Annotated in this window: 18 protein-coding genes and 2 pseudogenes; 7 read left to right on the top strand and 13 right to left on the bottom strand. The window is 65.5% G+C overall.

Going from position 1 to position 21,470, the window contains the following annotated elements; translation table 11 throughout:
* Together AC1DIN_RS25040 and AC1DIN_RS25035 are read left to right on the top strand one after the other, a co-directional pair.
* A pseudogene (locus AC1DIN_RS25040) lies at positions 1-201 on the top strand (amino acid ABC transporter ATP-binding protein); the annotation flags it as partial.
* Positions 202-377: 176 nt separating this feature from the next.
* The gene (locus AC1DIN_RS25035; RefSeq protein WP_476811713.1) at positions 378-1,049 is read left to right on the top strand and encodes an aldo/keto reductase; all 672 of its coding nucleotides are present in this window, start codon (positions 378-380) and stop codon (positions 1,047-1,049) included.
* A 170-nt stretch (positions 1,050-1,219) separates the two neighbouring features.
* Here the strand turns inward: AC1DIN_RS25035 and AC1DIN_RS25030 are convergent.
* A pseudogene (locus tag AC1DIN_RS25030) lies at positions 1,220-1,483 on the bottom strand (MFS transporter); the annotation flags it as partial.
* Positions 1,484-1,548: 65 nt separating this feature from the next.
* Entirely contained in the window at positions 1,549-1,992 is a 444-nt protein-coding gene (locus tag AC1DIN_RS25025; RefSeq protein WP_476811712.1) for a VOC family protein, read from the bottom strand.
* Between the two features lie 115 nt (positions 1,993-2,107).
* On the opposite strand from AC1DIN_RS25025, the gene AC1DIN_RS25020 reads away from it, so the two are divergent.
* On the top strand, positions 2,108-2,551 hold the full coding sequence (locus tag AC1DIN_RS25020) for a MarR family winged helix-turn-helix transcriptional regulator (protein WP_476811711.1): 444 nt from the start codon (positions 2,108-2,110) through the stop codon (positions 2,549-2,551).
* Positions 2,552-2,631: 80 nt separating this feature from the next.
* Here AC1DIN_RS25020 and AC1DIN_RS25015 read toward each other — a convergent pair whose 3' ends face one another.
* From AC1DIN_RS25015 to AC1DIN_RS24965, 11 genes are all read right to left on the bottom strand, one after another.
* Positions 2,632-3,831 carry an alpha/beta hydrolase family protein gene (locus AC1DIN_RS25015; protein WP_476811710.1) on the bottom strand — a complete coding sequence of 400 codons (1,200 nt, stop codon included), beginning with the start codon at positions 3,829-3,831 and terminating at the stop codon, positions 2,632-2,634.
* Positions 3,832-4,277: 446 nt separating this feature from the next.
* Positions 4,278-5,381, bottom strand: coding sequence for an NAD(P)/FAD-dependent oxidoreductase (locus tag AC1DIN_RS25010; RefSeq protein ID WP_476811709.1), 1,104 nt, complete (start codon positions 5,379-5,381; stop codon positions 4,278-4,280).
* A 36-nt stretch (positions 5,382-5,417) separates the two neighbouring features.
* The gene (locus AC1DIN_RS25005; RefSeq protein ID WP_441473137.1) at positions 5,418-6,506 is read right to left on the bottom strand and encodes an NAD/NADP octopine/nopaline dehydrogenase family protein; all 1,089 of its coding nucleotides are present in this window, start codon (positions 6,504-6,506) and stop codon (positions 5,418-5,420) included.
* 78 nt (positions 6,507-6,584) lie between these two features.
* Complete coding sequence (locus AC1DIN_RS25000; protein ID WP_476811708.1) at positions 6,585-8,327, bottom strand: ABC transporter substrate-binding protein; 1,743 nt, start codon at positions 8,325-8,327, stop codon at positions 6,585-6,587.
* A 47-nt stretch (positions 8,328-8,374) separates the two neighbouring features.
* Complete coding sequence (locus tag AC1DIN_RS24995; protein ID WP_476811707.1) at positions 8,375-9,487, bottom strand: NAD(P)/FAD-dependent oxidoreductase; 1,113 nt, start codon at positions 9,485-9,487, stop codon at positions 8,375-8,377.
* Positions 9,488-9,512: 25 nt separating this feature from the next.
* A complete protein-coding gene (locus AC1DIN_RS24990) occupies positions 9,513-10,544 on the bottom strand; it encodes an ABC transporter ATP-binding protein (protein ID WP_441473140.1) in 1,032 nt (343 codons plus the stop codon).
* Complete coding sequence (locus AC1DIN_RS24985) at positions 10,537-11,619, bottom strand: ABC transporter ATP-binding protein (protein ID WP_476811706.1); 1,083 nt, start codon at positions 11,617-11,619, stop codon at positions 10,537-10,539. Before AC1DIN_RS24985 ends, AC1DIN_RS24990 begins: the two co-directional genes overlap by 8 nt.
* Positions 11,619-12,563: an ABC transporter permease gene (locus AC1DIN_RS24980; protein WP_476811705.1), complete on the bottom strand. Its 945-nt coding sequence runs from the start codon at positions 12,561-12,563 to the stop codon at positions 11,619-11,621. Before AC1DIN_RS24980 ends, AC1DIN_RS24985 begins: the two co-directional genes overlap by 1 nt.
* Positions 12,564-12,568: 5 nt before the next feature.
* Complete coding sequence (locus tag AC1DIN_RS24975) at positions 12,569-13,537, bottom strand: ABC transporter permease (protein ID WP_476765735.1); 969 nt, start codon at positions 13,535-13,537, stop codon at positions 12,569-12,571.
* Between the two features lie 217 nt (positions 13,538-13,754).
* Positions 13,755-14,654 carry a LysR substrate-binding domain-containing protein gene (locus tag AC1DIN_RS24970; protein WP_476765736.1) on the bottom strand — a complete coding sequence of 300 codons (900 nt, stop codon included), beginning with the start codon at positions 14,652-14,654 and terminating at the stop codon, positions 13,755-13,757.
* Positions 14,655-14,793: 139 nt separating this feature from the next.
* Positions 14,794-15,687: a LysR family transcriptional regulator gene (locus AC1DIN_RS24965; protein ID WP_476811704.1), complete on the bottom strand. Its 894-nt coding sequence runs from the start codon at positions 15,685-15,687 to the stop codon at positions 14,794-14,796.
* Between the two features lie 228 nt (positions 15,688-15,915).
* Between AC1DIN_RS24965 and AC1DIN_RS24960 the strand changes: the two genes are divergently transcribed.
* Genes AC1DIN_RS24960 through AC1DIN_RS24945 form a run of 4 tightly spaced genes read left to right on the top strand, consistent with a single transcriptional unit; the run spans position 15,916 to position 21,458 of the window.
* Positions 15,916-17,448 (top strand): ABC transporter substrate-binding protein, encoded by a 1,533-nt coding sequence (locus AC1DIN_RS24960; RefSeq protein ID WP_476811703.1) that lies wholly within the window; start codon positions 15,916-15,918, stop codon positions 17,446-17,448.
* Between the two features lie 22 nt (positions 17,449-17,470).
* Positions 17,471-18,397 carry an ABC transporter permease gene (locus tag AC1DIN_RS24955; RefSeq protein WP_476811702.1) on the top strand — a complete coding sequence of 309 codons (927 nt, stop codon included), beginning with the start codon at positions 17,471-17,473 and terminating at the stop codon, positions 18,395-18,397.
* On the top strand, positions 18,394-20,361 hold the full coding sequence (locus tag AC1DIN_RS24950; protein ID WP_476811701.1) for a dipeptide/oligopeptide/nickel ABC transporter permease/ATP-binding protein: 1,968 nt from the start codon (positions 18,394-18,396) through the stop codon (positions 20,359-20,361). Before AC1DIN_RS24955 ends, AC1DIN_RS24950 begins: the two co-directional genes overlap by 4 nt.
* A complete protein-coding gene (locus AC1DIN_RS24945; protein WP_441473149.1) occupies positions 20,358-21,458 on the top strand; it encodes an ABC transporter ATP-binding protein in 1,101 nt (366 codons plus the stop codon). The genes AC1DIN_RS24950 and AC1DIN_RS24945 overlap by 4 nt, the downstream gene beginning before the upstream one ends.
* Positions 21,459-21,470: the final 12 nt, after the last annotated feature.

The following is a 21,470-nucleotide window of genomic DNA, read 5'->3' as shown; positions in this document are numbered from 1 at the left end:
CTCGACACCATGGTCTCGCTGGCGGAGGAGGGCATGACCATGCTCTGCGTCACCCACGAGATGGGCTTCGCCCGCCAGGTCGCCGACCGCGTCATCTTCATGGACGCCGGACAGATCGTCGAGATGAACACCCCCAACGAGTTCTTCAAAAACCCGCAGCACGAGCGCACGAAGCTCTTCCTCAGCCAGATCCTGCACTGAAGTGGTCGCCAGTATGGCAGCGGAGTTCGGTCAAACGGGCGCCCGCCAATCCGCAGTCAAGCTTCTTCAAAGCGAGGGCGAGTGCTGGCCTCGTTCCAATCGATCGGGTTCCCGATGTTCAAAGAAGGAAACAAAGGACATGACTAGCCCAGCTTTCGATACCGTGCGCAAAATTGGTGGCGATCTCGAGGTTTCGCGCGCTGATTGCCGAGGCACTGCATCCGTATAGAGACGACCTCGTCATCACTACGAAATGCGGTCTCACCAAAATGGGGCCGGGCATCGCCTACCGGGACGGGCGACGCAAGGCCATCAGGACGGGCTGCGAAGCAAGTCTTTCCCATCTTCGTGTGGACAGGATCGATCTCATGCAATTGCATTGGGTTGATGAGGATACACCCATCGAGGAGACGGTCAGCTCACTTGCCGAATTGGTCAAAGAGGGCAAGATCCGACACATCGGAATTTCCAACGTAACTCTCGACGAACTCAAGCGCGCACGAAGCATCGCGCCGATCGCATCGGTGCAAAATCGGTTCAGTTTTGCCGATCGCTCGCAAATTGACCTGGTGCGATACTGCAGCGAAGAGGACATTACTTTCTTCCCATATGGTCCTCTCGACGGGAACCCTGCACAAATTGGGGCGCCGCTTGCCGATCAGACTGGCAATATCGCGATCGAGGCAGGCAAGCGGGGGTGCTCGACTTCGCAGTTCGCCTTAGCCTGGCTGCTGGCACTGAGCCCCGTCATCGTCCCCATTCCAGGCACACGTTCTGTCGTTCACCTGGAAGAAAACGTCGGGTCGCTAAATGTGCCTCTGACCCAGGAAGAGGCAAAGGCTCTATAGCAGTGCCTCCGTGCTTGTCGGAGTCCGTATCAGTGTTGGCGGCGGGTCGCTGTTTGCAAGCAGCCGCTCGCTGATGCGCCGGTCGCAGATGTCCGCTTCCAAGCGGTGCCCCAATGTCCGGAACTGGCGCCAGACGTCCGTGGACAGACGAGTTTGGCGAGAGCCTCAGCTTAGGCTGTGGCGATTGGCATCGGAGGTTTTACCGGAAACGGTCTGGAGGTGGCGAGGATCAGCGTAGCCGCCAGGCCCAAGCCCCAAGACGCGACATACATCGGCGTATAAGTTCCGATATTGTCGTAGATCAGGCCGACAAGCACAGGCCCAGTCAACATGCCGAGGCTCCCGGCCATCCCGGTGCCCCCGATGATGGTGCCCATCATCCTCACCGGGAAATACTCGCGGATAATTACGGCGTAGAGCGGCATCGTGCCGGCGATTTTGGCCTCTGCGAGCCTGAGATCGGTTCTTGGATCGAGCCGTTCGCCCTCTGCCGGCGACATCAGCCCTTCGGCTTCCAATCGCCCGACGGAATGGTGTTGATCATCCAGGGGATGCCGAACTTGTCGATCAGCGAGCCGAAGCCCGGTGACCAGAAGGTCTCGCCGAATGGCATGACCGCCTTGCCGCCCTCGGACAGTTTTTCGAACCAGCTTTGGCCCTGGGCCTTATCCGTGCTGTGCAGGGTGACGTCGAACCCGTTCTTGGGCTTGTCGATGTTAGGCGCCCACGCGGCATCCATATCGGCGCCCATCAGGGCCTGATCGCCCACCTCCAGCCAGCAGTGCATCAGCCAGCTCTTGTACTTCTCGTCGGTGATCGGCATGCCGGGAGTTGCGTCGCCGTAAGGAAATGCGGCCGTGATCTTGCCGCCGAGAACCTTTGCGTAGAACTCGAAGGCCTCACGGCATTGCCCCTGAAAGCTCAGGCTGGTCACGATCTTCATGGTTTTCTCCCTGTGTTGATCGAAGCGCCGATGCGGTTAGGACGTGACATCGATTGGCGCTTTCCCCATTTAGTTGATATCCACCTATATCATTCCGGGGATGTCAACTCACCTGATGCGCGCCCAAACCGAACTTACCTTCGAGACGACCCTTCTGGTACGCGATGCCTGCCTTTGCCTTCATGCGCAGCGGGCAGCGCGCGCGCTTGCCCGACGCTTCGATCTCGCGCTAAGGCCTGCCGGCATCAGCAGCGGCCAGTTCTCGCTCCTGATGTCGCTGAATCGTCCCAGTCCCCCAAGCCTCGGCAGCGTCGCCGCCCTGCTGGCGATGGACAGAACGACCCTGACCGCAAACCTAAAGCCGTTGGAGCGGCGCAAACTCGTCGAGACCAGCCATGACGCAGCGGACCGGCGCGTCCGCCTCCTGTCTATGACGCCGGCAGGCAGAGCCGTGCTGGCCGATGCGGTGCCAATCTGGAAAGAACTGCACGCGGCAATCGAAGCCGAGCTGTCAGACCCCATCCATCTGCGTTCTGATCTGGCTCTGCTGTCCCAATGAACGAAGGTCCGCGTATTGACGTAGAGGTGATGTCAGGTTTTGGCCCATCGCGGCTTCCAACCCCTGAACCCAGACGTAGGTCACAGCCCGTCGAACGAGCTCTTCCATAGCGGCACAGCCTTGGCGAAGGTGCCTCGGTGGCTCGTGGCGCCGGTCGAGATCGCCTCCACGCGATCGTTGCCGAGTGCCTTTTGGTAGGTCATCGGCAGCTGTCCGAGTTCCGTCCGGATCGCCTCATCCGTCTCGCCGTAGAAAGTCCTCACCGGCGTCTTCACCACCCAGCGATAGGCCTGCGTGGCGGCGACGAGTCGCCCATAGGCCGAGTTCGCGAAGAATTGTGCGTCGAAATATTCAGGTCGGATGATCTTGCGGAGCTCCGTCGGCACTTGGCTGGCGTCGAAGGGCAGCCTCTCATAGGCCTTGCGCGACAGCTCGTAATAGTCGTCCGTGAGCAGCGAGCGGGCAAGGCCTGGCACCCCATAGTAGTTCTCGAAGGAGAAGGCCGAGAGGATAAAGAGCGTCGGCACCCAGTCGGCGTCGATCTTGCGGGGAAAGGCCAGGAAGCCGTTGAGGGCGACGAAAATGTCGGCCGGAGCACTGGCCGTCACTGCAGCCGTGACCGGAATCTTGGCATTCTCCAGCTTCTCCAGCATGGCCAGCGTCACGAAGCCGCCCTGCGACCAGCCGGCGAGGAACAGCTTCGGCGTCGCGACCTTCAGGTCGGCGAGGACGGCGTGCGCCGCCATCAACATATCGTAGGTTGCCTGCTGGTGGCTGGCCTTCACCATGTACCCTTCGGGTTCGCTGGATTCGCCCAGGCCGAAGTAGTCGGCAGCGACCAGGACATAGCCCTGCCCAGCGAACTGCGCGAGCATGAGCTGCGTCTCGGGCGATTGGTCGGCGAAGGACGGAACCTGCTGCTTTCCGTAGACGGTGCCGTGCTGGTAGGACACCATCGGGAAGCTCGCTTCACCGGTGTCTGGCACCGCGACGAGGCCGGTCGCAACGGTCGGCCGATTGCCGCGCTCGGGCACGACTGACGCATAGCGGACGCGGTAGAGCCTCACCGCGTTGCGAGCCGGGGTGTAGCTCACCGGGATGCCTGCGAAGGTTGGCGTATCGGTCGTCAGGATGCGGTTTAGCTTGTCGACATCCCAGCGCGCCAGGAATTCATAGCTAACGCCAGAGGCGACGGCGACTGGCCCTGTTGTTTGAGCCAGCGAGGCCGGCATAATGCCGACCAGAGCGGCGACGAAGCAGAGGATACGAAGCAAGGGCATGAGTGCTCACGGTTTGCGCCCGTTGCGTTTCGCAGCGTCCGGTAAAGATTCCGTCGTCATGCCAAGTCCGCGGGATTCACTGACCCTGGCTTACAACTGAGTGCTTCCGCGTCGCATTGCTCGACATGTCCTGGGAGGCATCCGCAGATATCACTCCGCATCTTCGGTTATAGGCCGATGCTGAATTGGGGACCCACGTGCCGCTTTCAGTCGCGCCACTATCGCGCACTGGACGTCCGCTTGGGATTTCGGCGCGTGGCGCGGCCCATTGTCGAGAAGCACACATCCGCGATCAGCGGCGCAAGTCAGACGCTTCCGAACCGCTGTGGGCCCGGCCTGCCAGCCAGGCCCTTCTTGGTCTCAACTATCTGCTGCAATTGCATTCGCCGCGAACGACAAGCGCCCTGCTCCCATCGGACCACGTCAGCGCATCGAGCAAAGCGCCCTTACAAGAAGAAGCGTGCCGGCCTGAAGCTCTCGAACTCGGGGCGCTGCGTCCCGTTGACGATTTCATCGGCGGCCATGGCTCCCAGCGCCGGCGAGAGCGTGGCGCCACTATGGGTGACCATCACATAGTAATTCTCGACACCCGGCACCGGGCCGATCACCGAGAGGCCGTCCCTTGGGATCGGCCGTACGGTGACGCGCGCGGCTTCCGGCTTGAGCGGCGCGATGCCCGGCAGGATGCGTAGGAGGCGGTCGACCAGATCGGCCGCCTGCTCCATGCCCGGATTGACGCCGATCTCGGGCGTGACCGTGGCGTCGGCCGCACCCCAGTGCAGCATCAGGCGCCCGGCTCCGTCCGGGCGGAAGTCGCAGACCGGCGTGGCGACGACGCGCTGAATGCTGGCGGGAACGGGCGGCGTGAAGACGAGGAAGCCGACCGTGGGCGCCAGCGGCACGTTCGGGATGACCGTGCCGATCGTATCGTTGGACCAGCGGCCGGTGCAGTTCACGACAAGGTCGGCATGGAAGGTCTCGCCGCCTTCGCTGCGCACGCCCTTCACCTTGCCGCCTTCGACAAGCAGGCCCGAGACCTTCGTCTGCGTCCTCAGGCTCGCGCCGTGACGCCGTGCCGCACTCATCATCGCATGGGAATAGACCACCGGGTCGAGCCAGCCGTCGTTCGGATACCAGGCGATCGGCGCGTCGCCTACCGCTTCCGGCGCGATGTCGGGTTCCAGCTCGAGCAGTTGCTTGCGGTCGATCCACTCTGCCGCATAGTCCCAGCTCTGCAGCCGCTCGACCTTGGCCTTGAGGGCAGCCTGCTCGGCTTCGGCTCTCCATTCGACGCGCCCGCCGCCATGCCACCAGGGCGTGGCGCCGAACTCGTCCTTCAGAGCGGCATGGGCGCGCATGCCGGCGACGTTGAGGTCATGATAGGCGCGCGGCGACTTGTTGCTGGAGTTAGTCCAGGCGAAGGAGATGCCCGAGGTGCCACCGCCGACGCGGGTGGCTTCGAGCACCGTGACCTTCGCGCCGGCTCGCGCCAGCCGATAGGCGACAGACGTTCCGATGACGCCGGCGCCGACAACGATGATTTCAGTCATGGTCCATATCCATTAATGAAGAGGGGCAAGCAGGCCTTACGCCGCGCGCTTCGTGGCCCAGCCATCGCGCACGAGCGCTTTCAACTCCGCAAGCGACATCGCCTCGAGGCCGATATCGCCGAGCAGGTCGTTCTCCGCCGCGAAGTCCCGGCCGTAGAGCGCCGAGAAGATGTCGACCCCGGCTTGGTGCAGTGTCGCCGGCCGGCCGGCGAGCTTGCCGAGCAGCACCGTGGGATGCAGCCCGAAGGGCGCGTCTTCCAGGACATAGCGGGTATCGATCGTGCTTGGCCCGTTGCCGCCATTGCCACGAGCAGCGAGTGCACGCGCCATCTCACCGACCGGTCCGGGCGCGACATGGAAGGAGAGGTTATAGTGCTCGCGAATGGTGCGGACCCTGTAGCCGGCGGCCTCGGCGATGGCGAGCCGTTCGGCATCCAGCGCCTCCAGAAAGCGGCCGACGGAATCCGTGTTGTTTTCGTTCTGCCCCCAGGTCTCGCCATGCTCCATGCGGGTGAAATTGCACAGCGCGATGCCGAGATGGTTCTGCGGGTTGAGATTGGAGAGCGAAATCGCGAGCGCATCGTCGCGCTGGACGAAACGGTCCCCGAACAGTTCCTGGCAGATCTTCAGGCCGCGATCGGCGGCGGAAACGGGAATCGTCGCGATGTCGACCTTCGAACGGATGGTAGAGACATTGACGCTGGCATCGCCGGTGCGGCGCCCGGCGGTGACCGTCGTGCCCCAGACGACGACGGGGACGTCCAGCCCGCGCTCGGCGATCTTGCGCGCGATGTAGAGGCCGCTGAACGAGGTGTGCGAACTGATGATGACGACCTGCCCCGCGTCCAGGTGCGGCGCGGCCTCGTCCATCGCCTTGCGGTGGCCATTGGCTGGCAGCGCGAACAGCACGGCTCCCGCGCCGGCGATGGCCTCGGCGGCGCTGGCCGCGACGGCGACCTTGAAGCTGCCGCTCAGGCTGCCTGTCGCGGTCAGCGGCTCGCCCTGCGCGATGCTCCGGCCGCTCTTGCCGGAGGGCGACCACAGGACCGGCTCATGGCCGAGAGAGGAAAGAAGAGCGGCATTGCCATAGGCAATCGAGCCCGCACCGAGCACTGCGACACGCATCGTCCTGATCCTTGATAGTTTCGATGATGGGGGCGGATCGGGCCCGCAGGCCCGACCCAGGCATGGACGCTTGCTGCGTCAATATTTGTAGCCGGCCTTTTCCATGTACTGCTTTGCCAGGTTGAAGTCGTAGGCGATCGGCTTCAGCAGATCGTGGTCGTAATATTCCGAGGTGAAAGGCATGGGCACCGTTCCCGGCTTGCCGAAGCCGGCGACGACATTCTTGATGATCTGCTCGCGCGGGATCATGTGGCTCATCGCCTTGCGGACATACGTCGCCGCCTCGGCGGCGCGGCTGGGGTCCTGCTTGCCGAGCGGCGTCTCGACTCCGGTCCCGAAGACCGGGTGGTTCATGTTGAGGCAGGTTTGCATCCACTTGAACGAGTCGAAGCGGTTGACCTTGCCCCAGGAGGCATCGACCGTATCGAGCAGGCCGCCGACATCGTACATGGGGTCATGCGCGTCGATGGCACCGGATTTGATGGCGCTGAGCAGGGCGTCGGCGCCTTGGATATTGACGACGTAGAAGGTTTTGACGTTGCCGTCCGTCTTGCGCCAATAGTTCTCGTTCCGGACGTATTTATAGGCCTTGCGCGAGGGATCGAAGCCTTGCGGGATCCAGGGCCCGGTGCCGACGCCGCCCTTCGCCTCGAAGACCTTGCCGTCGGACGTCTTGACCGGGAAGGTGCCGAGCCAGGTCGAGATGACGTGGCCGCGCAGCTCCTCCGGCTTGATGTCCTTGTAGGCGTGCTTCGGCATGATCGCGATGACCGGCAGCAGGAAATCGTAGAACATCGAGTTCGGCTGCGGCAGCGAGACGGTGATCTCGTGCGTGCCGGTGACCTTGTAGGCGTCGCGCGAGCCCATCACGGTTTCGAGCGGCGACTGGAACAGGCTCGCATAGGCCTTGTCGATGATCGTATCCCAGGTGAACTTCACGTCTTCGGCGGTGAACTCTTCGCCGGAGTGCCATTTCACGCCCTTGCGCAGGTTCAGAACCCAAGTCTTGCCGTCCGCGGAACCCGTGACTGATTCCGCCAGCGCGGGGCTGAGCTTCTTGTTCGCCCAGCTGTCATATTCGAGCAGCGCGTTGTAGACCGGGCCGAAGATGTTCGCCTCGTTGTAGCCGCTGCCATACATCGGGATGAGCTGGCTCGGAGGCTGCCAGGAGGCAAAGGTGGCGGTGACGTCGCCGGTCGCCCCCTCGATCGTCCAGTCCTCCGCACGTGGATAGAAGACCGGGTTGTAGGTCGTCGATTCCATCCCCTTCAGCTTCGGATTGGTGATGATCACCTCTTCCGGATAGAAGACGATGTGCAGTGGCTCAATCTCGTACCAGCGCTTCACGAAGGCGGTCATCGCTGCCTTGCGATCCTGCTCGGTGATCGCGCGGGAATACTTCTCGATCGCCTCGTCGATCTGCTTGTCCGCGACCCGATAGTAGTTCTGGCCGTTGGGCGGCATGTTCTTGCTGTGGAACAGCGTCTCGGGCATTGGCGACAGACCGCTGTAGTAGATGCGCTCGGAATACATATCGAAGCCGCCCTCGACATGGGTCTTGCCGCTGTCGTTGGCGCGTCGGGCAATCACCACGGAGGGTGGCTGGTAGCTCGCATTCACGTCGATACCGAGCCGCGCGAACTGCTTGCCGATCAGATCGGTCCAGATCATGCGCGACTGCAGGTTGTTGAAGATCATCAGGTAGAGCTTGAAGTGGGGCGGCTTCGCCAGGGCCGGCTCCGGCAGGCCGCCGGCGGCGAGCGCGGCCGCCCCAGCGCCAGTCCATTTCAGAACGTCACGTCGCGTCGATTTTTCAGGCATCGTTGTCCCCTCTTCTGCTTGATTGGAAACGGCGGCGCTCCCGCGGTTCAGGCCTGGAAGCGCGTCGGTCGGAACTCCTCGAGCTCGGGCCGCTGGCGGCCGCGCAGCACCTCGTCCGCAACGGCCTGGCCGAGGAAGGGCGAGAGCGTGACACCGCTATGGGTGACGACGACGTAGTAGCCGTCGACGCCGCGTGCCGGTCCCACGGTGGAGAGCCCGTCGGCCGGGATCGGGCGCACCGTTGTCCGGACCGCCTCGGCCCTGACCCCCTTGAGGCCGGGCAGGATCTCGGCCGCGCTTTCGAGAGCGATCCATGCCTCCTCGCAGTCGGGCGTGCGGCTTTCGAGCGCCGCGAAGCGGTCGTCGAGGGAGTCCTTGCGCACCATCAGGCGGCCGGCGCCGTCCGGGCGGACATCGACATCGGGAGCGTGGAAGGGCCGGCGCAGATCGACCCCGACCGGCGGGGTGAAGACCAGGAATCCGACCGTGGGCGCAAGCGGGATGTTCGGGACGCTCTCGCTCACCGTCTCGTTCGACCAGCGGCCAGTGCAGTTGATCACGAGGTCGGCCTCATGAAGCGCACCGCTTTCGTCGCGGGCACCGATCACGCGGCCGTTGCGCGTCTCCAGCCCGGTGATCCGGACGCCGGTCTTCAGCGCGGCGCCATAGCGCTGGCGGGCGGCGCGCAGCATCGTGCCGGCATAGAGGACCGGGTCGACCCAGCCTTCCTCCGGGCAGAACACGATCTGGGCGTCGTCGGGAACGGCACTAAGCGCGATCTCGGGTTCGAGTTGGCCGAGCCGCTTCTTGTCGATGATCTCGACGGCGTAGCCCCATTCGCGCAGTCGCGCGACCTTCTGCGCCTGGGCCGCAACCTCGGCCGGATCGACGCGCCATTCCAGGCTGCCGCTCTGATGGAACCAGGGCGTGGCGCCGAACTCGTCCTTCAGCGCGGCATGGGCCCGCATGCCGGCGACGTTGAGGTCGTGATAGGGCCGCGGTGTCTTGTTGTTGGCGTTGGTCCAGGCGAAGCTGACGCCCGAGGTGCCGGCACCGACGCGCTCGGCTTCGAGAACGGTGACCCTGGCGCCCCCCTGCGCCACCCGGTAGGCGACCGAGCTGCCGACGATGCCGGCTCCGACGACGATGACGTTCATCATGGCATATCCTGTGGTCTGGCCCGCATCAGCGCGGGTTGTGGCAAGCGAAGGCGTGGCTGCCCTCGGGGGCGGCCAGCGGTGGAACCTGCTGGGAGCAGACCGGCAGCGCGGCCGGGCAGCGGGTGTGGAAGACGCAGCCGTGAGGCCGCTTCACCACGCTCGGGATTTCGCCCTTGATGGCGTCGCGCGGCCTCTGGCGGGCCGGATCTGGCACCGGAATCGCCGAGATGAGGGCCGCCGTGTAGTGATGCCGAGGGCGGGCGAAGATCTCGTCGACCTCGCCGATCTCGACGAGATCGCCGAGATACATCACCGCGATGCGGTTGCTCAGGAAGCGCACCGAGCTCAGATCGTGCGAGATGTAGAGATAGGAGAGCCTCAGCTCCTCCTGCAGCTCGGCCAGCAGATTGAGGATCTGGGCCCGCACCGAGACGTCGAGCGAGGATACCGGCTCGTCGCAGATCAGCAGCCGCGGCTCGACCGCGAGCGCGCGGGCGATGCCGATGCGCTGGCGCTGGCCGCCGGAGAATTCGTGCGGATAGCGGTCGGCATGTTCGGCCGGCAGCCCGACACGCTCCAGCAGCGCCTCGACCGCGGCGTCCCATTGCGCCGGCGGCAATAGGCCGTGGACCCGCAGGGGCTCGGACAGGATCTGCCGGACGCTCCAGCGCGGATTGAGCGAGAGATAGGGATCCTGGAAGACGTATTGCATCTGCCGGCGCAGCGCGAGGACATCGGGCCGGCGGTCCTGAGCGAAGGTCTCGCGGATATCGACGCCGCCGAGCCGGATCGCCCCGGAGGTGGGCGGTACGAGATGCAGGATGGCGCGCGCTGCCGTGGTCTTGCCGCAGCCGCTCTCGCCGACGATGCTGAGCGTCTCGCCCTCGTCGAGGCTGAAGCTGATGTCGTTGACGGCGCGGATCTCGCTGGTGACCTTCTGGCGGAACAGGCCGCGGCGAAGCAGCGGATAGCTCTTCACCAGCCCGTCGACGCTGAGCAGAGGGCGGGTAGCACGCTGCCGCGCGTCGGGCGCCTGCTCGATCAAGGGCTCAACCATGGTCGGGCACTCCGGCGCTGCCGCGCTCCAGGCAGCGGACAACACGGCCCGGCTCGATTGCGGCGGCCTGCGGTACGAGGCGGGAGCATTCCGGCTGTGCCTCGGGGCAACGGCCGGCGAAGCGGCAGCCGCCGGTAAGCGGTTGGCCGGGCGTCGCGGCGCGACCGACAGTCGGCAGGCGCTCGCGCCGACCCTGGGCGTTGACCGCATAGGGCCGGTCGATACGGGGCGTCGAGGCAAGCAGCGCCTGGGTGTAGGGATGCGACGGCCGGGCGAAGACGGCATGTTTGTCGCCGGTCTCACAGACCTGGCCGGCATACATCACGGTGATCCGGTCAGCGATGCGGGCGACGACGCCCATATCGTGCGTGACGAAGATCATCGACATGCCGAGCCGCTGCTTCAGCTCCTCAAGCAAATCGAGGATCTGGGCCTGAATGGTGACATCCAGCGCCGTGGTCGGCTCATCGGCCAGCACCAGCGCCGGGTTGCAGAGCAGCGCGCGGGCGATGCAGACCCGCTGCTTCATGCCGCCGCTCATCTCGTGCGGATATTGCGAGAGGCGCGAGCCGGGATCGGTGATCCCGACCAGCCGGAAGAGCTCCTCGACACGCTGCAAGGCGACCGCGCGCGGCAGTTTCTCGTGGACCTTGAGGATCTCCGCGAGCTGGGCACCGACGGTCAGCAGCGGGTTGAGCGAGTAGCCGGGATTCTGGAAGATCATGGCGAGCCTGCGTCCGCGCAGCTTCTGCATCTCCTGCTGCGATTTCGCCGCCAGGTCTTGGCCTTCGAAGAGGATGCGGCCGCCGGCGATCCGGGCGGGAGGCGGCAGGAGGTTGAGAATGGCGAGGCTCGACAGCGTCTTGCCGCTGCCGGATTCGCCGACGATGCCCATCGTCTCGCCGGCATGGACCTGATAGCTGACATCCTCGACGATCCGGACCGGCGCGTTCCAGGGTGGGAACTGGATGCGCAGATTCTCGATCGAGATCAGCGCCGGTGCCGACTGATGCCGTGTCCCGGATTGCTCCAGCGAAGCCGAGGGAGCCTGTCTTTCGGCGGCGAGGCTCGTCATCAGCGCTTGGCCCGCGGGTTGAAGGCGTCGGTCAGCCCGTCCGCCAGAAGGTTGAAACCCAGCACGGTGATGAAGATCGCAACGCCCGGGCTCAGCGAAGCCCAGGGCGCGACCTTGAGCGCCTCGTAGTTGAAGTAGAGCAACTGGCCCCAGCTCACCGCGGCCGGATCGCCGAAGCCGAGAAAGCCGATCATGGCCTCCGCCAGCACGGCGCCGCCGATGCCGAGCGCCACGATGACGACGAGCGAGGGCAGAGCGTTGGGCAGGATGTGCCGGAACAGGATGTCGCCGGAGGTCGCCCCGATGCAGCGCGCCGCCTCGACGAATTCCTGGTTCTTGAGCCGCAGGAATTCGGCGCGGGTCATCCGCGCGATCGGCGCCCAGGAGAACATCCCGATCAGCAGGATGATCACGCCGAGATTGAGATAGGGCACGCTCTCGAAGGGCGTGTTGACGATCGCGACGCCGAGAAGACGGACCACGGCAAGGATGACGACGAAGACCGGGATCACCAGGAAGAAGTCGGTGAAGCGCATCAGCACCTCGTCGATCGTGCCACCGCGATAACCGGCGACACCACCGACCAGAACTCCGATGACCGAGGCGATCGACATGGCGCCGAGCCCAACTGCGAGCGCCGTCGGTGCGCCATAGATCAGGCGGCTGAGCACGTCGTAGCCCATGCGGTCGGTGCCGAGCGGGTGCGTCCAGCTCGGCGGGGCCTTGGCGCCGGGGTCGATCATCGGGCTCTGGTCCTGCGGGTCGAAGGGCGCCAGAAACGGGCCGACCAGCGCGGTCGCGATGACGAGCGCGACGAGGATGAAGCCGAGCATCCCCGTGCGGCTGCGGGCGAAGCGCTGCCAGGCCTGTCGCCAGATGCCCTTGGCGGGCTTGCGGGCCGGTTTCGGCACAGGCGCATGACTCGTGATCGTCTGGTCGGTCACGCCACTCACTCCAGGCTGATGCGGGGGTCGATCAGGACGTAGATCACGTCCGTCAGCAGGGTCGTGCAGATCAGCATGAAGGCGATGACCGCACTCGCGCCCATGATCACGGGGTAGTCGAGTTGGTGGATCGCCGAGATGTAGAGGTAGCCGAGCCCCGGCCAGGTGAAGACGGATTCGGTCACCGGCGCCGTGCCGAGCATCAGGCCGATCAGCAGGCCGAGATAGGTCAGCATCGGGATAAAAGCGGCTCGTAGCGCGTGGACGTAGATGACGCGCCGCTCGGGAATGCCGCTGGCGCGCATCGCCGCGATGAAGTCGCTCTTCAGCACGTCCACCATGTTGGACCGCATCAGCAGCGTCAGCGTCGCGGTGTTGAAGAAGGTCAGCATCGCGACGGGCAGGATCATGTGCCAGAGCGCGTCGAGAACCGAGCTGCCCCAGAGCGGGTTCCGCGTCGCATAGGCGCCGTAGCTCGGCAGCCAGTCGAGCGTGTAGGAGAAGACGAAGATCAGCAGGATGCCGAGGAAGAAGGCGGGCAGCGACTGGCCCAGCAAGGCGGTGCCCATGACCGCGAAATCGGAGCGCGAATGCTGCCGCCGGGCCGCGGTGACGCCGAAGATGACGGCGATGGCGAGCGCGATCAGGATCGCCGGGAGCTGGATCTTCAGGGTTTCCCAACCCCAGGTCACGATCAGCGATCCGACCGGCTGGTTGTAGACTATGCTCGTGCCGAAATCGAGGTGAAGGAGCCGCCCGAGCCAGAGCAGATAGCGGGTGAAGGGAGGGTGATCGAGCCCGTAATAGGCTTTCATCCGCTCGATGACCTCCCCGGTCATGCCGGGCGTCTCGGCCATCATCAGCTCGATCGGATTGCCGATGGCGTTGACCAAGAAGAAAATCGCCGCGCTGACGCCGAGCATCAGTAGAATCGCGAAGATCAACCTTCTCGCCAGAAAGACGAATATCCGCATCGCGGAAAATATCTCCCTTCAGATTGGCAATAGATCTCCCGTTTCCTGAACATGCTGTGCAGCACATCCAGGATCGGCCCCGTTTGTTTGATCTATGTCAATGACAGTGAAGGTATGGAGCGAAGATCCAGGCGTCAAAGAATATGATTTTGCCAGTTCATTCCTTCAGGTTATGAACTTCGCCTCGCCGCATCGCGCATCAAATCCTCGGCCCGCGCTATGAATCCGCGCGGTAGCCGAGCCTTTCCAGCTCGTCTTCGATATCCCGTATCAGTGCCTCCGCCAGTGACGAGCCGATCAGCGTATTCGGGCGCACATGCCAGACCGGCGAGAAGACCTCCGGCGCGAAGGGCCTTGCGACCAGGCCACGCCCGATGAAGCTCTGGGCATTGAGCTCGTCGACAAGTGCGATGCCGGCGCCGTTCGCCACCAGGGCGCTGGCGACATTCGCCATCGGCGCATCGATGAACATGCGCGGCAGCACGCCCGCCTGCTCGAAGACCTTCTCGATGAAGACGCGACGATCCGCGGATCCGATCGAGACGAAGTTCTCGCCATCGAGGTCCTCCGGCCGAATCCGCTTCAGCTCCGCCAGTCGATGGCCCGCGGGCACCGCGCAGACATTGGGGATGCGCGCGATCATGCGGCAGATGACATTGGGATGCGGGGTGGAGTGCTCGGTGATCCCGAGGTCGATCTGGCCGGCGATGGCCCATTCGAGGATGCGGTCGGAACTGCGCGAATGCAGCTTCACCGCCGTCTTCTCATGCGCCTGGCAGAAGCGCGTCAGCAAGGGCGGGATCAGCGTCCCCGCCAGCATCGGCATGACGCCCAGATTGAGCCGTCCGAACTGAAGCTCCCGGATGTCGCGCGTCATCCGCTCCAGGCGCTCGACGCTTTCCCAGGTGCGCTGCACCTCCGCGAAATACAATTCGCCGTCCCGCGTGGGCTTCAACCGCCCCTTCATGCGCTGGAACAGAATGATGCCGGTGCTGCGCTCGAGCTGGTTGAGCATCTTGCTCGCCGCCGGCTGCGAGACGGACATGATCTCGGCCGCCTGCGTGAGCGTGCCAAGGTGCATGATGTGGCGGAAGAGCTCGACATGCCGCAGATTCATCCTCACCCGTCCCCTCGCATTGCTGGCCCGCTCCCCACGCGGACGATGCCGTCCGGCATTTGCTGCCAACCAGCCCCAGAGCTCGCCGCCTTGCAAGGGTATTGCCATCGGCCGCGAGCGGCCGGCCGTCGCCGGCGCTTCAGGCCGGGACGCTGCGGAAGGGCGGCGGCGGCTTCAGGATCGCACTGAAGGCCTCCACCAGCCTGCCCGTCGGGCGTCCGCGCTGCCGGAACAGAAAGATCGGCACGTAGATCGCCGGTCGGAAGCTGCGGAAGACGAGGCCGGTGCCGGGCATCCGCGCCGCCTCGCTATCGACGATACCGACCCCGCAACCGGCTGCAACGAGGGCGCAGATCGTCAGGCCGAGACTGGCGTCGATGACCGTGCGCGGGTGCTGCCCGGCCGCTTCGAGGGCCTGCCCGAGCTTCCGGCGGAACTCGTCCTCCGGTCCGAGTGCGATGACGGTCTCGCCTGCGAGATCGGCAGCCTCGACAAAGGGTTTGCGGGCAAGGCGATGCCCTGCAGGCAGGGCGATCACCCCCTCCAGGTCGAACAGCTTGCGGCGCGAGAGGTTGTATTCCTCGCTGCGCAGCTGGGCGATGCCGAGATCGATCTCTCCGCTGYCGACCAGCCGCGCCGCATCGACGGAGTTGCTGGAATGCAGGGAGATTGTGACGTCCGGATGGGCCTCCGAGAAGCGGGCGACCACCGTCGGCAGCCAGGCGATCCCGAGCGCGGGAATGGTGCTGACGACGATCCGTCCCTGCCTGCGATGCCCGAGGCTGGCAGCGAAGCGCGTGAGGTTCTGCATGCCGAAATAGGTGCGCTCGACCTCGGTGTAGAGCAGCCGCGCCTCTTCGGTCGCCGCGATGCCTTTCGTCGTGCGATCGAACAGGCGAAGACCGAGTTCGGCCTCCAGCTGCTTGAGAGCCTTGCTCACCGCGGGCTGCGAGATGCGAAGCGTGTTGGCCGCCTCGGTGATCGAGCCGGCATCCATGATCGCCTTGAAGATCTCGACCTGGCGGTAATGCATGGCGAGACCATAACCTCAGTTCATGCAGAACGTAAATTTATGAATTTGAGGCAGATCAATTGCTGTGATTTGCTGGCTTGCGTCGCCACCACCCGCATCTCGACGGGCTGAGCAGGATGGCGGCCAAGAAACCAAAGACTGACTTCGCCTCGTGAAAGCGGCGGACGCTCCGGCGTTCGCCAGCGCTCGCGCGACCGACGAAATTGCCAGCTTGGGGAACAGCAGAACATGCGCAGCCTTCGTCAATCCTGTGCCGTGGCGGCGCTGGCCGCCGGCCTCTCTCTCATGGCGATCCAGGCCATGGCACAGCCGGCCGGCGTGCTCCGGGTCGCGGTCGGTGCCGATCCGGCCACCTTCGACCCCGCCTTCAACGATCTACCGGTCGGCAATGCGGTCGATCTCGCGGTGCTGGAGGGCCTGTATCGACTGGATCCGCAGAACAACGTCCAGAAGGGGCTCGCGACCGAATCCTCCTTCTCGCCTGACGGCAAGGTCTTCACCGTCAAGATCAGACCCGGCAAGACCTTCAGCAATGGCGACCCGCTGAATGCCGAGGCCGTTGCGGCAAGCTTCAACCGCATGCTCGACGAGAAGACCGGCTCGATCTATCGCGGCCTCTATGCATCGCTCGGTACGGTGAAAGCCGTCGGCGAAGACACGGTCGAATTCCACCTGGCCGAGCCCAATGGCCATATCCTCATGCTGCTCGCCAGCACCGCCGCCAGCATCGTCAACGTCAAGGCGGTCAAGGAGATGGGCGCCGAGTACGGCCGCAAGCCGGTGGGCTCCGGCCCCTATATGGTCGAGCGCTTCGTCGGTGGCGAAGGCTTCCGGCTCGTGCCGAACCCGAAATATTCGGGCGAGTATCCGGCGACGCTGAAGGCGATCGAATTCGCCGTCGTGCCAGAGGACGGCTCGCGCATGGCGCTGATCGAGACCGGCGCCGCCGATATCGTCGAGCGCGTGCCGCCGGAATCGATCGACGCGATCAATGCGCTGAAGAGCGCCAAGGTGGTGACGCCACCGAGCATGTTCTCGATCAACATGGAGATGGTGCTGCGCGGCCCGCTCGCCGATGCGCGGGTCCGCAAGGCCCTGAATCTCGCGATCGACCGCGAAGGCATTGCGAAGGGCGTCCTCGGCGGGCTCGGCACGCCGTCCGTCGGCATGGTCGGCCCCGGGACGCAGGACGAATTGCGCAAGACCTTCCCGGCGATCGCATTCGACCCGGAGGGGGCGAAGAAGCTCCTGGCGGAAGTCGGCTACAAGCCCGGCCAGCTCTCGCTCAGCTTCACCTGCCCGACCGGGCGCTACATCAAGGACGTGCAGGTCTGCCAGGCGCTGGCCGGCTCCTTCGAGAATGTCGGCATCAAGGCGACGCCACTGGTTGTGGATCGCGGCACCTGGACCAAGGTCGTCGGCATGGAGCCGGCACAGCGCACCGACAATATGGGGATGGTCGGACGCGCCACCGCCGGCATGGACTACACGTTCTACCGGCTCTTCTTCACCGGCGTCGGCGCCAACCGGTCCGGCTACACAAATCCGCGCGTCGACGCGCTGCTCAAGGAGGGCCGCGCCGCGACCGATCCGGCGAAGCAGAAGGAGATCTATGGCGAGGTCCAGGAGATCGTCTGGAAGGACCAGCCCTTCCTCTTCCTCTGGTACCAGACCCAGGCGATCGGCGTCGCCAACCGTGTCCAGGGCTTCGCCGTCCAGCCAAACGAGACGTTGGTCTTCGACAAGGTGACCCTGAAGTAGCGGCCGCCGGGAGGGCAGGACGATGTTCGTTCTCAGACGCCTCGGCGGTGCGCTGCCGACACTCTTCGCGGTCTCGCTGCTGGTCTTCCTGTTCGTCGACCTGATCCCGGGCGATCCGGCGCAGATCCTCGCTGGACCGACCGCCTCGAACGAGGAGATCGAGAGCATCCGCCAGTTCCTCGGCCTGAACGAGCCGCTGGTCTCCCGCTACGGGCATTTCCTGCGCGGCATCTGGGACCCTGCCGCCGCGACCTCCTTCCGGACCCATCGCCCGGTCGTCGTCGAGCTGGCAGAGCGGCTCCCGAATACGCTGATCGTCTCGATCGGCGGGCTGCTGATCGGTGTCGTCGTCGGCACGCTCGCCGGCATCGTCAGCGCCATGCGGCCGGGCGGTCTGGCGGATGCCGCCATCACGGTGCTGACACTCGCCGGCATCTCGATGCCGATCTACTGGCTCGGCCTGCTGTGCATCTGGCTGTTTGCGGTCAATCTCGGCTGGCTGCCCGCGGCGGGGGCCTCCACGCCCGCGCATTTCGTCCTGCCGATCCTGGTGATCGCCACGCGCCCGGCCGCAATGTTCAGCAGGCTCGTCGCCGCGAGCCTGACCGAGACGATGGGCAAGGATTATCTCGACACTGCCCGCGCCAAGGGGCTGAGCGAGACGCGCGTCGTGCTCGCACATGCGCTGCGCAACTCGCTGATCGCGGCGGTGAGCGTCGCCGGCGTCCAGTTCGGCGGCATGCTCGGCGGCTCCGTGGTGACGGAGACGGTCTTCGGCATTCCCGGCGTCGGCCGCCTGCTCGTCGATGCGGTATCGCGCGCCGACTACCCTGTCATCCAATACGCGATCCTGATGTTCGCGGTCTTCTTCGTCCTCATCAACCTCGTCACCGACCTGCTGACGCAATGGCTCGACCCGCGCACGCGCGAGGAAGAGAGGCCGGCATGAGCCTGGTGCAGAACATGGCGGCGAACCTTGCCCCTCCCCTCGCGGATACGAGCCGAGCCGCGCCGCGGCAGCGCTGGACTTTGCTGCGGCGCATCCTAGCCCAGCCGAAAGGCGCGATTGGGCTGACGCTCGTCATCCTCTATCTGCTGCTTGCGGTGTTCGGGCCGATGCTCGCGCCACAGGACGCCTTTCGCCAGAACTTCGCGCAGACGTTGCGCGCCCCCTCTGCCGCGCATTGGTTCGGCACCGACCAACTCGGTCGCGACGTCTTCAGCCGCGTTCTGATCGGCGCCCGCGCGACGCTGGGGATCGGCGTCGGCGGCGTCACGATGGCGTTTCTCATCGGCGTGCCGCTCGGCATCCTCGCCGCTTGGCGGCGCGGCTGGATCGAGGCCGTGCTGATGCGCGTCATCGACATCATGCTGAGCTTTCCGGACATCGTCTTCGCGCTGGCGGTCGTGGCGATCCTCGGCGCCAACACGCAAAACGTCATCATCGCGGTCGGCGTCGTCTCGATCCCGGTTTTCGCGCGCACCGCCCGTGCGGTGACGCTCAGCATCCTGGCCGAACCCTACATAGAAGGTTCCGCCGCGCTCGGGGCCAACCCCGCTCGGATTATCCTGCGCCATGTGCTCCCGAACATCGCGGGCACGCTGCTGACGCTCTCGACCCTGCTCTTCGCCTCGACGCTGCTCTCGGCATCGGGCCTCGGCTTCCTCGGGCTGGGGACGCAGCCGCCCTTCCCCGAATGGGGCACGATGCTCGGCGAAAGCCGGTCCTACATCCGCAGCCATCCCTATCTCGCGACCTTTCCGGGGCTGTTCCTCGCCGTCTCCGCTCTCGCCTTCAACCTGCTCGGCGAGGCGCTGCGCGTGATCTACGACCCGACCAGCCGCCGCAGTGCCGGGCGCGCGCGATTGTTCGCCTTCCTGCGGCGTGGCACCCGGAGCGCGCCTACAACGACGGTGTCCGAGCCCGCAGCCGGGAGCGCCGTCTCGGTTCGAGGCCTGAGCATGGCGTTCCGGGCGCGCGACGGACTGCTCGACGTCGTCCGCGGTGTCGATCTCACGATCCAGCCCGGCCGGACGTTGGCGCTGGTCGGCGAGTCCGGCTCCGGGAAGTCGACCCTGCTGCGGGCGATCGGCACGCTGGCCAATCCGCAGGAAGTCGCGATCACGGCGGGAAGCATCCGCATCGGTGGCGAACCTGCGATCGGCTTGTCCGCTGCGGCTCTGCGTGCGCTGCGCCGGCGCAAGATCGGCGTCGTCTTCCAGGATGCTGCGAGCGCGCTCAATCCCGTTCTTACCATCGGCGCCCAGATCGCCGAGGCGGTGCGGGCGGGCACGCAGATCGACGGTCGGACCGTGCGGCAGCGCTGCATCTCCCTGCTGAAGGACGTCCGGATCGCGGATCCGGAGCGGCGCCTCGACATGTATCCGCACCAGTTCTCGGGCGGGATGAAGCAGCGCATCGTCATTGCCATCGCCCTCGCCCAGGACCCGCAGGTTCTGCTGGCCGACGAGCCGACGAGCGCTCTCGACGTCACGATCCAGCAACAGATCCTGACCCTGTTGCGCGAGATCCAGATGAAGCGCGGCATGGCGGTGCTGCTCGTCACCCACGACCTCAACCTCGTCTCGCGCTTCGCGGACGATGTCGCGGTCATGTACGCCGGGCGCATCGTCGAGAGCGGCGAGGTCGCAACCGTGCTGGAACGCCCGCTGCATCCCTATACCCTGGCGCTGCGCGCCTCCGCTCCCTCTAGGGGAGAGGCACGCGGCCAGCCGCTCCGCAGCATCCCCGGCGAGCCGCCTCTGGTCGGCCGATTTCCGGCCGGCTGCGCCTTCCGGGCGCGCTGCCCACGCACGCTGGGCCGGGCCGAATGCGCCGAGCACGAGCCGCCGCCCCGCCCGGTCGCCCGGCGCGAGATTGCCTGCTTCTTCGCCGAGGAGGGGCAGCTGTGAACGCGCCCTTCCGCCTGCCCCCGCGCCGCGCCGACGGCGAGTTCGACGACATCGTCGTCGTCGCGGAGGTCAGCCGTCATTTCGGCGGCCGCAAGGCACTCCTGAGCCGCGTCGCCGCGCCGGTGGTCCGCGCCGTCGACGGCGTCTCCTTCAGCGTGCCGCGCGGAACCTGCTTCGCCATCGTCGGCGAATCCGGCTCCGGCAAAAGCTCGCTCGCCCGGCTGATCGTCGGGCTGCTGCAGCCGACGCAGGGCGAGGTCACGATCGACGGCACCCGGCTCTCGGCACTGGACAAGGCGGGCTTGCGCAGCCTGCGCCGCAAGGTCCAACTGGTGCTGCAGGACCCGCGTGCCTCGCTCGACCCGCGCATGACGGTGTTCGACACGCTGGCCGAGGCCCTGACCGTCCACGGCCTGCATCGAGAGCGCAACGCCCGTATCGAGCGCATCAACGCGGTGATGGCCATGGTCGGCCTCAATGCGGCGCATCTGGAGCGCTATCCGCACGAATTGTCGGGCGGCCAGCGCCAACGCGCCGCCATCGCCCGCGCCATCATCTGCGAACCGGAAATCCTCGTGCTCGACGAGCCGGTCAGCGCGCTCGACGTCTCGGTCCAGGCGCAGATCATCAATCTGCTGGCCGAGCTGCAGGCGCGCCTGGCGCTGACCTATATCGTCATCACCCACGACCTCGCCTTGGTCGCCCATATGGCCGATGCGGTCGGGGTCATGTATCTCGGGCGCTTCGTCGAACAGGGCGATGTGGCGGAGGTCTGCGGGACCCCACGCCATCCCTATACGCGTAGCCTGATGGCGATCGCCGCACCGGTCGCGCCGTCGATGCGCGATGCGCGCCCGGCCCTTCTCGAAGGCTCGATCCCAAGTCCGCTGGCCATTCCGAGCGGCTGCAGCTTCCATACGCGGTGCCCTCTCGCCCGCGACCTCGCGGCCGGCGGCGCGCCGAGCGTCGGCACGCCCGACGGGCGTCTACCCCGCCGCTGCGTCGAGGAAACGCCCGATCTCCACCCTGCGCCCGGGGGCCGCAGCGCCGCAAGTTGCCATTTCGCGGATCAACGCCCCCACATCCAAGCGAGCTGAAAGACGAAGGAT

This window comes from Allobosea sp. 05T438, from assembly GCF_056396025.1.
This window is presented reverse-complemented; position numbering and strand designations above follow the sequence as displayed.

Coding starts and splice junctions, on each gene's coding strand:
- AC1DIN_RS25025 (WP_476811712.1), bottom strand. CDS start 1,992: ATGAAGATCGTGACCAGCCTGAGCTTTCAGGGGCAATGCCGTGAGGCC.
- AC1DIN_RS25020 (WP_476811711.1), top strand. CDS start 2,108: ATGCGCGCCCAAACCGAACTTACCTTCGAGACGACCCTTCTGGTACGC.
- AC1DIN_RS25015 (WP_476811710.1), bottom strand. CDS start 3,831: ATGCCCTTGCTTCGTATCCTCTGCTTCGTCGCCGCTCTGGTCGGCATT.
- AC1DIN_RS25010 (WP_476811709.1), bottom strand. CDS start 5,381: ATGACTGAAATCATCGTTGTCGGCGCCGGCGTCATCGGAACGTCTGTC.
- AC1DIN_RS25005 (WP_441473137.1), bottom strand. CDS start 6,506: ATGCGTGTCGCAGTGCTCGGTGCGGGCTCGATTGCCTATGGCAATGCC.
- AC1DIN_RS25000 (WP_476811708.1), bottom strand. CDS start 8,327: ATGCCTGAAAAATCGACGCGACGTGACGTTCTGAAATGGACTGGCGCT.
- AC1DIN_RS24995 (WP_476811707.1), bottom strand. CDS start 9,487: ATGATGAACGTCATCGTCGTCGGAGCCGGCATCGTCGGCAGCTCGGTC.
- AC1DIN_RS24990 (WP_441473140.1), bottom strand. CDS start 10,544: ATGGTTGAGCCCTTGATCGAGCAGGCGCCCGACGCGCGGCAGCGTGCT.
- AC1DIN_RS24985 (WP_476811706.1), bottom strand. CDS start 11,619: ATGACGAGCCTCGCCGCCGAAAGACAGGCTCCCTCGGCTTCGCTGGAG.
- AC1DIN_RS24975 (WP_476765735.1), bottom strand. CDS start 13,537: ATGCGGATATTCGTCTTTCTGGCGAGAAGGTTGATCTTCGCGATTCTA.
- AC1DIN_RS24970 (WP_476765736.1), bottom strand. CDS start 14,654: ATGAATCTGCGGCATGTCGAGCTCTTCCGCCACATCATGCACCTTGGC.
- AC1DIN_RS24960 (WP_476811703.1), top strand. CDS start 15,916: ATGCGCAGCCTTCGTCAATCCTGTGCCGTGGCGGCGCTGGCCGCCGGC.
- AC1DIN_RS24955 (WP_476811702.1), top strand. CDS start 17,471: ATGTTCGTTCTCAGACGCCTCGGCGGTGCGCTGCCGACACTCTTCGCG.
- AC1DIN_RS24950 (WP_476811701.1), top strand. CDS start 18,394: ATGAGCCTGGTGCAGAACATGGCGGCGAACCTTGCCCCTCCCCTCGCG.